A 12,244-nucleotide genomic window follows, 5' to 3' on the forward strand; every position below is an offset into this window, starting at 1 on the left:
GGATAAGGGGGTAGCGTATGGCCGGAATTAACAACGTTGGTCAAAGCGGCTTGTCCTATATCGACCAGCTTAAAAGTCTACAAGAGAGTAACAAGAAAGCGGAAGAGAGCACGGGTAAGCAGGATCTAAAACAGGAAGACTTCTTATCATTGCTCACGAAGCAACTGTCTCAGCAAGACCCTTTTAAGCCGGTAAGTAATGACCAGATGATTGCGCAAATGGCTTCATTTGCGACCGTTGATGGCATTGGCAAGATGAACACTCAGTTTGAGAGTTTGAATTCGTCAATGACATCAAATCAAGCGTTACAAGCTTCCTCTTTGGTAGGGCGTGACGTATTGGTCCCAGGAGCAGCAGGTGTGAAGCAGGACGACGTGCCAATGGCGGCAATGGTTAAGCTTTCACAATCTATCGATAATCTGTTTGTTCGTGTAGAGGATGAAGCTGGCCAACTGGTTCGTACCTTTGAGGTAGGGGCGAAACCAGCCGGCGACACGCGTGTGCTTTGGGACGGTAAAGATGAAAGCGGAAATCCACTGCCAGCTGGCAAATACAAAGTGAAAGCGTCTGGCTTAGTTGAAGGGGAGTCGCAAGAGTTCCCAGTATCGACGTATGCCAACGTAAACAGCGTATTGCTTGGCAAAGGTGACGGAAACGTATTACTCAATCTGGCTGGTTTTGAATCGCCAGTTCGACTTGCAGAAGTATTGGAAGTCGGCAAAGCGTAGTCATAGCTCGCTAGATTAGGAGATTTTGGAATGTCATATGTATCTTTAAGCGGTTTGTCCGCCGCCCAACTGGATTTGAACACCACCAGTAACAACATTGCGAACGCCAACACTTACGGCTTTAAAGAGTCCCGTGCTGAGTTTGCTGATGTCTACTCTAACTCTTTATTTACTAACGCAAAAACCACACCGGGTGGTGGTGCGCAAGCAAGCCAAGTGGCACAGCAGTTCCATGAAGGCTCTAGCATTTACACCAACAACCCAATGGATTTGCGTGTTTCGGGGACAGGTTTTTTCGCTGTAGCGAAAGAGCGTCTAACTCCACAACAGAATGAACTGACACGTAATGGTGCATTTCACTTAAATAAAGAAAACTACATGGTGACCGCGAACGACGAGTTCTTATTAGGTTACCAAGTGGACCCAAGCTCTGGTGAGGTTTCTTCATACGAGCCACAACCCATCAATATTCCTGCTGAATTTGGTAAGCCAAAACAAACAGCAAACATTGAAGTGGGTGTGAACTTGCCAGCGAACGGCGATTTGAAAGATCCAACGCAGTTTGATTTTTCAGACCCAGATACATACAACCGTTCAACCTCTTCGACAATTTATGACTCGATGGGTCAGTCTTACAAGCTAACGACGTATTACTTGAAAGATCAGACTCAGCCAAATACATGGAACACTTACTACACCGTGACAGATAAAGAAGGTGAAAAGCCTTTAAATGTTGCGGCTGGTGATGCGCAAACGCCAACAGGTCATGTGGGGCATACCATGAAGTTCAACAACGATGGTACGTTGGCGAGCTTGAACAATGGTCAGCCAATCACTTCTGTGGCTCTGGGCGATCCGGCGACGAACACGACACCAGTCGATATGAATGGTGCCGATCCTGCGCAGACGCTTAACTTCGGCTTAGGCTCAGCAACACAGTTTGCGGCTCCGTTCGAACTGACTAAGTTTGACGAAGACGGTGCAACGACGGGCTTCCTAACCAAAGTTGACTTCGATGAAAACGGCAGCGTATTGGGAACTTACTCAAACGGTGAAAACGTTACATTGGGTCGTGTTGCTCTCGTACGTGTTCCAAACGAGCAAGGTCTGGATAAGAAAGGCGGCACTCAATGGGATTCAACGCAGTTCTCTGGTGACAAGATCTGGGGTGAATCAAATAAAGGCTCTTTCGGCACCATCAATAACGGTATGCTGGAACAGTCAAACATTGATATGACGCAGGAGTTGGTGGACCTGATCTCTGCTCAGCGTAACTTCCAAGCAAACTCACGTTCGCTAGAAGTACACAACCAACTACAACAGAATATCTTACAGATCCGCTAGAGCACTAGCTGGGTCATTCGATACTCTGCTTGAGTAAGCAATGGCGTGTGATTGCTTCTTAGTAATTACCGCTTTGTTCATTTTCATCATGACATTCATCTGATGCTTAGCCTGAATACACCTCACTCAGGCTAAGCATGCTTTGATCTACGATTTGCCGCTGTTGCCGCCGTATGGATCAAAACCTTGCCTCTCGTTACAGTTTTCTGCCTCTATTGACCTCTTTTCATTGTTGATTTTTAATTCAAAGTATTGATTAATAAGTCTATTTTTGTTTTGGCATAACTATTGCTTTCTACTCCGTGTACAGAGAGATTTTTTGGAGTAATTTATGGATCGCGCACTGTTTCTCGCAATGAGTGGCGCCAAGCAAAATATGCAGGCACTACAATTGCGCGCTAATAACTTGGCTAACGTAAGCACGACCGGATTTCGGGCTGATTTAGCACAGGCTCGCTCAATGCAGGCTTATGGTGAAGGCCATCCTTCACGTGTATTCAGCATGACAGAGCGTCCAGGGCATAACTTTGCTCAAGGTAGCGTGATTACAACAGGGCGTGATCTGGATGTGACGATTGAAGGCAGCGGTTGGATATCGGTACTCGATCATACAGGGAAAGAAGGGTTGACCCGTAACGGCAACCTAAAAGTCGATCAAAATGGCATGCTTACCAACGCAAGTGGTCATTTGGTGCTGGGTGAAAACGACGCGCCGATTACTTTGCCTATCCCTCTCTCCAAAATTGAAATCGGTCGGGATGGCACCATCTCTGTACTTCCTCAAGGTGCCCCGGCAGAAGAATTCCAAGCGGTTGATCGCATTAAGCTTGTTAAGCCTAATGATCAAAGCTTGTTTAAAGACACCAATGGCTTATTTCGCCATAAAACTCCAAACCAACCTTACGAAGCAGACGCGACTGTTAGCCTCCAGACGGGAGCGATAGAAGGCAGTAACGTGAATGCCGTAGGTGAAATGACCGCATTGATTGACTTACAACGTCAGTTTGAAATGCAAGTCAAGATGATGAGCACAGCTGAAGAAATGGATAAATCTTCAGATTCACTGCTTCGTATGAGTTAACAGAGTTAGAGGTTCACTATGCATCCAGCACTATGGGTAAGTAAAACAGGTCTAGACGCCCAACAAACCAACATTGCCACGATTTCGAACAACTTGGCGAACGCCTCTACTGTCGGCTACAAAAAGAGCCGTGCAGTATTCGAAGATCTGTTCTATCAGAACATCAACCAGCCTGGCGGCCAGTCATCTCAGAACACGGAACTGCCAAGTGGCTTGATGCTAGGTGCGGGTTCTAAAGTGGTTGCGACGCAAAAAGTGCACACGCACGGCAATGCACAGACAACGACCAACGCACTGGACATGATGGTGGAAGGCGACGGCTTTTTTCAAGTGACATTGCCGGACGGCAACATCGGTTATACCCGTAACGGTCAGTTCACGCTAAATGGTGAAGGCACGTTAGTCACGTCGGGTTCTGGCTACCCTGTAGAGCCTGAAATTGTGATTCCAGAAGATGCGATTTCTATTACTGTCGGTACGGATGGTGAAGTGTCGGTTCGCGTCCGAGGGCAGCAAGACAACCAAGTCGTTGGTCAGTTAACCATTACAGATTTTGTTAACCCGGGTGGCCTAGAGCCAATTGGTCAGAACCTTTACTTACCAACGGGTGCCAGTGGCGATCCACAAGAGGGTGTTCCAGGTTTGGACGGTTTGGGTGAAATTCGTCAATCCATGCTGGAAGCGTCCAACGTGAATGTAACGGAAGAGTTGGTCAACATGATCGAAGCCCAGCGCGTTTACGAAATGAACTCAAAAGTGATCTCGTCAGTCGATAAAATGATGAGCTTCGTTAACCAGCAATTGTAACGATTAAGAGCAAGATTTGAGGAGCTCACGATGAAACGTATTTGCCTACTCGCTTTGATTGCTACGATGTCGGGATGTGCCATGTTGGAACCGATTGAAACGGATGAAGTGACACAAGCAACCACTGTGGTCGACGCAGTAGAAGGCGATAAATCGAAAGAAGAGAGCAGCGGTATTGTAGATACTTTACGTGGTAGAAGTGATCCGGTTGCTGGCGACCCTGCTTGGGCTCCAATTCATCCGAAAAACAAACCTGAGCATTACGCTGCTGCAACAGGTTCGTTGTTTAGCGCCGAGCACATTACCGATCTATACGACGATTCTAAACCACGTGGTATTGGCGACATTATTACCGTAACACTGGATGAGACAACCAGTGCGACGAAAAGCGCAAATGCCGATTTATCGAAAACCAATGAAGCGCAAATGGACCCGCTTCAAGTGGGCGGAGAAGAGCTGCAAATTGGCGGAAAATATAATTTCTCTTATGACCTAAACAACTCCAACTCATTTGCAGGTGACTCTTCTGCAAAACAGAGCAACAGCATCAGTGGTTACATCACTGTTGAGGTGATCGAAGTACTGGCAAACGGCAACCTCGTGATCCGCGGTGAGAAGTGGATGACGCTAAATACGGGTGATGAGTACATACGTTTAAGTGGCACTATTCGTCCGGATGATATTAATTTCGACAACACCATTGCATCAAATCGCGTTTCTAACGCAAGAATTCAATACTCAGGGACTGGTTTGCAACAAGATATGCAAGAGCCAGGCTTCTTGGCACGATTCTTTAATGTAGCGCTATAACACGCCGTGCTGACGGCAATTTGACTGCAAGAGATAAGTAAGCATGAAAAAACTCCTTTTAGTACTGATGAGCGTTGCTCTGTTTTCTACCGTAGCCCAAGCCGCACGTATCAAAGACGTCGCGCAAGTGGCAGGTGTACGAAGCAACCAACTCGTGGGTTATGGTTTGGTTTCAGGCTTACCTGGTACGGGTGAAGCGAACCCGTTTACAGAGCAAAGTTTCGCCGCCATGCTGCAAAACTTCGGCATTCAGATGCCGCCGGGCACAAAGCCAAAAATTAAAAACGTTGCCGCAGTCATGGTTACGGCAGAGTTGCCGCCTTTCTCTAAACCGGGTCAGCAAGTGGACGTGACTGTCTCTTCCATCGGAAGTGCTAAAAGTTTGCGTGGTGGTACGCTACTACAAACGTTCCTCAAAGGTCTCGACGGTCAAGTTTACGCGGTTGCTCAAGGTAACTTAGTAGTGAGCGGCTTCAGTGCTGAAGGCGCTGACGGTTCTAAAATCGTAGGTAACAATCCAACCGTTGGTCTTATCTCTAGTGGTGCGACAGTAGAGCGAGAAATTCCAAACCCATTTGGTCGTGGTGATTACATCACGTTCAACTTGCTTGAGTCAGACTTCACAACGGCTCAACGTATGGCGGATGCTGTAAACAACTTCCTTGGCCCACAAATGGCGAGCGCTGTTGACGCGACATCAGTGCGCGTGCGTGCTCCTCGTGACGTCAGCCAGCGTGTTGCGTTCTTATCGGCAATCGAAAACCTAGAGTTCGACCCAGCAGATGGTGCAGCCAAAATCATCGTTAACTCTCGCACGGGCACCATCGTAGTTGGTAAGCATGTGCGTCTTAAACCAGCAGCAGTAACGCACGGCGGCATGACGGTTGCGATCAAAGAAAACCTGAATGTTAGCCAACCTAACGGCTTTTCTGGTGGGCAAACCGTAGTCGTACCAGACTCGGATATCGAAGTCAGCGAAGAGCAAGGCAAAATGTTTAAGTTCGAACCAGGCTTAACGTTGGATGATTTGGTCCGTGCCGTGAACCAAGTCGGGGCTGCGCCTTCGGACTTGATGGCAATTTTACAAGCATTGAAGCAAGCTGGTGCCATTGAAGGCCAGTTGATCATCATTTAATGGTTAGGAGGTAGGTATAATGAACAATCCTAACGACATTGGTTTTATCCATGACATCAGTTCTCTGGATACTCTGCGTCAAAAAGCAGTGAAAGAGGGAAAAGATGGCGAGCAAGAAGCATTGCATGCGGCTGCTCGTCAGTTCGAATCGATCTTCACCTCCATGATGTTGAAATCCATGCGTGAAGCCAATGAGGGCTTTGAGTCCAACATGATGAACAGCCAAAACGAGAAGTTCTACCGACAAATGTTGGATGAACAGATGGCGAGTGAATTGAGTTCGTCTGGTTCAATGGGACTGGCCGATATGATTGTTAAGCAATTAACGGCTGGGCAAGGGAACGACAAAAAAGAAACGGCTATGCGTGATGCGGCAAACAATGCTGCGGAATATCGTCGTGTTGACCCGAAAAAAGCGCGCGAGATTGAACAGCGCTTGATTGAATCTGGTCAATTATCTCGACCAAGCAATGAACCCACTCGATTCGATTCACCAGAATCCTTTGTTAACTCGATGAAGCCATACGCGGAGAAAGCTGCGAAAGCCTTAGGTGTCGAGCCATCTTTGCTACTTGCGCAAGCCGCTTTGGAAACGGGGTGGGGACAAAAGGTCGTGAAGAACGCGCGTGGCAGCAGCAACAACTTATTTAACATCAAAGCAGATCGAAGCTGGCAGGGTGACAAAGTGACGACTCAAACTTTAGAGTTCCACGATAACACGCCAGTGAAAGAGACGGCAGCATTTCGCTCCTACTCAAGTTACGAAGACAGCTTTAATGACTTTGTACGATTTTTGAATGACAACCCACGTTACGAGACAGCATTGCAGAAACGCGGGAGTTCAGAGTTGTTTATTCGCGGTATCCACAGTGCGGGTTACGCGACCGATCCGAACTACGCAGATAAAGTCCTGCAGGTGAAGGATAAAATCGAAAGTATGTAATGTCTCTGCGAAAATTTATGACGTTCTCGAAGGCTTGCCATAGTGCAAGCCTTCACTTTATCTGAACATCTACGCCTTTCTATCACTTGGCACATCTTTTGCTTTTAATGTGTCTAGGTGATCGGTTTGCCGATTTATATTTCGTTTTCGGGGGCATGTATGGCGTCAGATCTTCTGAATGTAGGTACTCAAAGTGTGCTTACTGCTCAGAGACAATTAAACACCACTGGTCATAACATTTCTAATGTTAATACAGAGGGTTATAGCCGTCAGTCTGTTATCCAAGGCACGAATGATCCGCGCATGTTTGGTGGTTCTACCTACGGCATGGGTGTGCATGTGGAAAATGTTCGCCGCTCGTGGGATCAGTTTGCCGTGAATGAACTGAACCTGTCGTCGACCAACAATGCCAACAAAACGGATACCCAAGACAATCTTGATATGCTCTCTAGCATGTTGAGCTCCGTGGCATCGAAGAAAATTCCCGAGAACCTGAATGAGTGGTTCGATGCGGTAAAAACCATGGCAGATACCCCGAACGATTTAGGGGCACGAAAAGTGGTATTGGAAAAGGCGAAAATCTTCTCTGATACATTAAATGATTTCCACGAAACCGTTCGACTGCAATCTGATGTCACCAATAAAAAATTGGATATGGGCATTGAGCGCGTTAACCAACTTGCGTTGGAAATTCGCGATATTCATCGGCTGATGATGCGCACCCCCGGCCCACATAATGACCTGATGGATCAGCATGAAAAGCTGGTTACTGAGCTGTCAGAGTACACCAAAGTTACCGTAACCCCACGCAAAAATGCGGAAGGGTTTAATGTTCATATCGGCAATGGACACACACTTGTTTCTGGCACGGAAGCAAGCCAGCTCAAAATGATCGATGGCTATCCGGATGTTCATCAAAGACGATTAGCAATGGTGGAAGGGAATGGCATTAAAGCGATCAAGTCTGATGATATGGATGGAAAAATCGGCGCTTTACTTGAAATGCGCGACAAACACATCCCACAACTGCAAGATGAAATGGGCCGTTTAGCAACGGGCTTCTCCTACAAAATTAATCAGCTGCAATCTCAAGGTCTGGATCTCAACGGTAAGATAGGTAAAGACGTATTTACCGATGTGAACTCTGAGCTGGTGGCAAAATCTCGAGTTTTTGCTGCGCCTGACTCTCAAGCTGATGTTGCGGTTTACATCGAGGATATTTCCGCGATCAAAGGTGGTGAATATTCGCTGCGTTATGATGGCGACCAATACAGCGTGACAACACCGAAAGGTGAGCAAATGTCGTTGAACATCGACCGTTCGGATTCGTCGTTTGTTCTGGATGGTATGAAAGTGCAAATTGGTGAAGGCCTTGCCGCCGGTGAGCGCGTATTGCTACGCCCAACGAGAAGTGGTGCAGCCATCATAAAGATGGAAACCAATGACGCAAAAGCTATTGCCGCACAAAGTTATGAAGCCTCAACCACTTTTGCCCAAGGTAACGCCAAGTTTAAAATTCGTGAGGCGGGGGATGTTAAAGAGTTTGAGGTTACCGTACAACCAGCCGACGAGAAGCATGATAAGCCGTGGTTAAAGATCACGGATAACAAGGGTAATTTACTATCGGACAAATACTCATACCCGTTAGATAAAGATAACCCGATGATTGAAATATCAGTGCCGAAAAGCCATCCGCTGTATAAAAACGGCGATGCAACCGTGTTTGAGTTGAGCGAAGGCGCTCTGATGAATGATAAATTCACCGCAAACTTGGTGCCTTCTGAAGGTGGTAACGGCAACTTGAGAAAAATGCAGAAGATCCAAACAGACAAGATGATGGATGGAAAATCCAGTACCTTGATCGATGTTTATCATAACCTCAATACCGAAGTTGGACTGAAGTCTTCTACAGCAAACCGTTTAGCCTCCGTCGCTCGTTTAGAGCATGAAGCGGCGCAAGAGCGCGTTGCTTCTATTTCTGGTGTTAACCTCGATGAAGAAGCGGCCAACATGATGAAGTTTCAACAAGCGTACATGGCTTCATCACGTGTGATGCAAGCGGCGAATGATACCTTCAATACCATTTTACAACTGAGGTAAGGAGAAGAGATAAGTGCTAACCCGAATTTCTAGTTTCCATAACTATCAGTCCGTACAAAATGATCTGCGTCGTCAAGAGAATAAGGTTCACCACAACCAAGAGCAACTTGCTTCAGGGAAAAAGTTACTGAAACCTAGTGACGACCCCCTCGCTGCGCATTACATCCAAAACATTAGTCAGCAACAAGAACAGCTACAACAATATCTTAGCTCGATAGTGTTGGTGCGTAATCGTTTAGAAAACCACGAAGTTAATATCGCCAATGCGGAGAATTTTGCCGACGAGTCGAAGCGCTTAACGATGGAGATGATTAACGGTGCCTTTTCTGCTGAAGACCGACAAGCAAAGAAGCGTGAGTTAGAAGAGATTGCGAACAACTTCCTTAACTTAGTGAACTCGCAAGATGAATCTGGTAACTACGTGTTTGCGGGCACTAAGCCAAAAAGTCAACCATTCTATCGCGATAAAGACGGTAGTGTTCAGTACGCTGGAGACGATTATCAGCGCAAAATGAAAGTCTCTAGCATGCTCGAGATGCCAATGAACGATCCTGGCAGCAAGCTGTTTATGGAGATACCAAACCCATTTGGCGACTATCAGCCGAATTACGATCTACAAAACGGCTCTGAGCTGTTGCTAAACAAAGCCACTAACGTTGACGCGAAGGATGATGCCGCGTATCGCGTGACATTTGTCGATATGAATAACGGCAAATTTGGTTACCAATTAGAGCGTAACGGCAAAGTAGTGGATGCCGATGAGTTTTCTCCAGAGAAAGGGATTGAATACAAAGGCCTGAAAGTGCACGTAAAAGGCCAAATTACGCCTGGTGACAGCATTGAGATCGAAAAGCGGGCAGAGTTCAGCATTTTCGATACCTTCAAGGATGCAATGGCATGGTCAGACAAATCGGTTTCGGATACGTCGGCGACTGCTAAATTGCACCAAATGACAGAAGAATTCCACGCTGCTTTTATCCATTTGAATAAAGCGCGTACAGATGCCGGTGCTCGATTGAGTACGCTGGATATCCAAGAGCAAAATCATGAAGACTTTAATTTGTCTCTGGCAAAAGCGAAGAGCAACTTTGAGGACTTGGATTACTCTAAAGCCGTGATCGAGTTCAGTGAAAACTCGCGAGCGTTACAGGCATCGCAACAAGCATTCGGTAAGACCAAAGATCTAACGTTGTTTAACTACATCTAGTATGACACTCATACGCATTGTCTGATTTTGATGCCTTATGTGCAAAGCCTTAAGCGCGATAAGTCGACGTAACCTGAGAGTCTGAGATGTCATGCGGCACGATTTTACCCAAAGCGGCAATGATGCGGGAGGCAAGTCGGGCGGCAACAGGGCAGCGTTCAATACCCTTGGGCTAAGATGAGTCTGACAAACCGGAAATAGCTTAATGATAAAGCTAACTTATTGTTTATTTGATTCTTTTAAAAGTAGTTAAATAATTTACGCAAGTTGGCACACAAATTGTATTGAAAATATCAGAACAGATTTAGAGATTCTAAACCCTGCGTTTAAGGCAGATTTAGCAAGTAACTTTTACGGTCAGTGCTTATCCAAATGAGAGTAAAGCTGGCCGCTTCGCAAAAGCTTGCGAACTCAACAGGAGAGCAAAATGGCTGTAACAGTTAGTACTAACGTCTCCGCGATGACCGCGCAGCGTTACCTAAACAAAGCGACTGATGAATTAAACACGTCGATGGAGCGCTTATCTTCAGGACATAAGATTAACAGTGCAAAAGATGATGCGGCAGGTCTACAGATCTCTAACCGCTTAACTGCACAGTCTCGTGGCCTAGATGTCGCAATGCGTAACGCGAACGATGGTATCTCGATTGCACAAACCGCTGAAGGTGCGATGAATGAGGCAACCTCTGTCATGCAACGAATGCGTGACCTTGCGATTCAATCATCGAACGGTACTAACTCTCCAGCTGAGCGTCAGGCGATCAACGAAGAGTCAATGGCATTGATTGACGAGCTAAACCGTATTGCAGAAACCACTTCATTTGGTGGTCGTCGTCTATTGAACGGCTCATTCGGTGAAGCAGCATTCCAGATTGGTGCGAGCTCAGGAGAAGCCATGATCATGGGACTCACCAGCATTCGTGCGGACGATACTCGCATGGGCGGTGTGACCTTCTTATCTGAAAATGGTAAAGATAAAAACTGGAGCGTTGACCCAGCTAAATCTGACTTGAAGATCACGCTACCAGGTATGGGTGAAGACGAAGACGGCAATGTTGATGATCTAGAAATCAACATTAATGCCAAAGCGGGCGACGACATCGAAGAGCTTGCCACTTACATTAATGGTCAGTCTGATATGATTAATGCGTCTGTAAGTGAAGATGGCAAGTTGCAAGTTTTTGTCGCGCATCCAAACGTTCAGGGCGAGATTTCCATTTCTGGTGGATTAGCATCTGAGCTTGGCCTGAGTGATGAACCTATCAGAACGTCAGTACAAGATATTGATATGACCACGGTACAAGGTTCTCAAAACGCGATTTCTGTGCTGGATTCGGCACTGAAATACGTAGACTCGCAACGTGCAGACTTAGGTGCGAAGCAAAACCGTTTGAGTCACAGCATCAACAACTTGGCGAATATCCAAGAAAACGTTGACGCATCGAACAGCCGAATTAAAGATACAGATTTTGCGAAAGAAACCACGCAAATGACCAAAGCACAAATTTTGCAACAGGCAGGTACATCGATTCTTGCTCAAGCGAAACAGTTGCCAAACTCTGCAATGTCACTATTGCAGTAGTTTACTTAGCCTGTACTCAATACATTCAGACGTGGATGGGAATGCAGGCTTTTGGCAAGCAGCTTTACAATAGAATGAGCGGCTCTCTCATCTCTCACCTGCCAATCATTTTCAATGTAAAGTTGCACTCGGTATGCCGGAAATGTGTTCATTTCTCTTGATCTCCACATAGGCTCTGGCGACCAACCTAGCCCCAGTTCTCTCAAAGGAAAAGGGGCTTTTTCTTTTCTAATTTTCACGTCTATCGTCTGCGAACTTACCTTTAATTGTTTCCTTTTGCTGGTTTTCTATACAATTTAGCCCTCTCGGCTCGATTTGTGGAAACTTGAGCACTTTTTCTTACTTTTCTTCAATTTTATTAGCTAAATCTCGCAATGTTATTTTTTTAAACTTTTTTCTAAAGCTTCTGAATTTGGTGTCGTTAATAGAGGTAACTTTGAGAGAACTACTTGGTTTTCCGAGACGTCGGAAACCGCTACACCGGAAAATCAATTGGAGAAATCACCA

General features: G+C 46.2%; 10 protein-coding genes. All 10 read left to right on the forward strand.

The genetic code is table 11. The features are described 5' to 3' along the window. Positions 1-17: 17 nt before the first annotated feature. Positions 18-728 (forward strand): flagellar hook assembly protein FlgD, encoded by a 711-nt coding sequence (flgD, locus tag R7P35_RS21220; protein ID WP_065274246.1) that lies wholly within the window; start codon positions 18-20, stop codon positions 726-728. A 30-nt stretch (positions 729-758) separates the two neighbouring features. Then, positions 759-2,072 carry a flagellar hook protein FlgE gene (flgE, locus tag R7P35_RS21225; protein ID WP_005382030.1) on the forward strand — a complete coding sequence of 438 codons (1,314 nt, stop codon included), beginning with the start codon at positions 759-761 and terminating at the stop codon, positions 2,070-2,072. A 331-nt stretch (positions 2,073-2,403) separates the two neighbouring features. Continuing rightward, positions 2,404-3,153: a flagellar basal-body rod protein FlgF gene (flgF, locus tag R7P35_RS21230; RefSeq protein ID WP_005382031.1), complete on the forward strand. Its 750-nt coding sequence runs from the start codon at positions 2,404-2,406 to the stop codon at positions 3,151-3,153. Positions 3,154-3,171: 18 nt separating this feature from the next. Then, positions 3,172-3,960, forward strand: coding sequence for a flagellar basal-body rod protein FlgG (flgG, locus tag R7P35_RS21235; protein WP_005382032.1), 789 nt, complete (start codon positions 3,172-3,174; stop codon positions 3,958-3,960). Between the two features lie 30 nt (positions 3,961-3,990). Next, complete coding sequence (gene flgH, locus R7P35_RS21240) at positions 3,991-4,770, forward strand: flagellar basal body L-ring protein FlgH (RefSeq protein WP_005382033.1); 780 nt, start codon at positions 3,991-3,993, stop codon at positions 4,768-4,770. Positions 4,771-4,813: 43 nt separating this feature from the next. Continuing rightward, positions 4,814-5,905 (forward strand): flagellar basal body P-ring protein FlgI, encoded by a 1,092-nt coding sequence (locus tag R7P35_RS21245; protein ID WP_005393118.1) that lies wholly within the window; start codon positions 4,814-4,816, stop codon positions 5,903-5,905. 16 nt (positions 5,906-5,921) lie between these two features. Then, positions 5,922-6,848, forward strand: a complete 927-nt coding sequence (gene flgJ / locus R7P35_RS21250) for a flagellar assembly peptidoglycan hydrolase FlgJ (protein WP_065274247.1) — start codon at positions 5,922-5,924, stop codon at positions 6,846-6,848. Positions 6,849-7,007: 159 nt separating this feature from the next. Beyond that, positions 7,008-8,948: a flagellar hook-associated protein FlgK gene (gene flgK, locus R7P35_RS21255; protein ID WP_065274248.1), complete on the forward strand. Its 1,941-nt coding sequence runs from the start codon at positions 7,008-7,010 to the stop codon at positions 8,946-8,948. Between the two features lie 13 nt (positions 8,949-8,961). Continuing rightward, positions 8,962-10,155 (forward strand): flagellar hook-associated protein FlgL, encoded by a 1,194-nt coding sequence (gene flgL, locus R7P35_RS21260; protein WP_005382037.1) that lies wholly within the window; start codon positions 8,962-8,964, stop codon positions 10,153-10,155. Positions 10,156-10,582: 427 nt separating this feature from the next. Next, positions 10,583-11,737 carry a flagellin gene (locus tag R7P35_RS21265; RefSeq protein WP_005382038.1) on the forward strand — a complete coding sequence of 385 codons (1,155 nt, stop codon included), beginning with the start codon at positions 10,583-10,585 and terminating at the stop codon, positions 11,735-11,737. The last annotated feature ends 507 nt before the right edge of the window (positions 11,738-12,244 follow it).

This window comes from Vibrio sp. Vb0304, from assembly GCF_033338995.1.
Taxonomy (GTDB): Bacteria; Pseudomonadota; Gammaproteobacteria; order Enterobacterales; family Vibrionaceae; genus Vibrio; species Vibrio alginolyticus.

Coding starts and splice junctions, on each gene's coding strand:
- flgG (WP_005382032.1), top strand. CDS start 3,172: ATGCATCCAGCACTATGGGTAAGTAAAACAGGTCTAGACGCCCAACAA.
- flgH (WP_005382033.1), top strand. CDS start 3,991: ATGAAACGTATTTGCCTACTCGCTTTGATTGCTACGATGTCGGGATGT.
- flgD (WP_065274246.1), top strand. CDS start 18: ATGGCCGGAATTAACAACGTTGGTCAAAGCGGCTTGTCCTATATCGAC.
- flgK (WP_065274248.1), top strand. CDS start 7,008: ATGGCGTCAGATCTTCTGAATGTAGGTACTCAAAGTGTGCTTACTGCT.
- R7P35_RS21245 (WP_005393118.1), top strand. CDS start 4,814: ATGAAAAAACTCCTTTTAGTACTGATGAGCGTTGCTCTGTTTTCTACC.
- flgF (WP_005382031.1), top strand. CDS start 2,404: ATGGATCGCGCACTGTTTCTCGCAATGAGTGGCGCCAAGCAAAATATG.
- R7P35_RS21265 (WP_005382038.1), top strand. CDS start 10,583: ATGGCTGTAACAGTTAGTACTAACGTCTCCGCGATGACCGCGCAGCGT.
- flgE (WP_005382030.1), top strand. CDS start 759: ATGTCATATGTATCTTTAAGCGGTTTGTCCGCCGCCCAACTGGATTTG.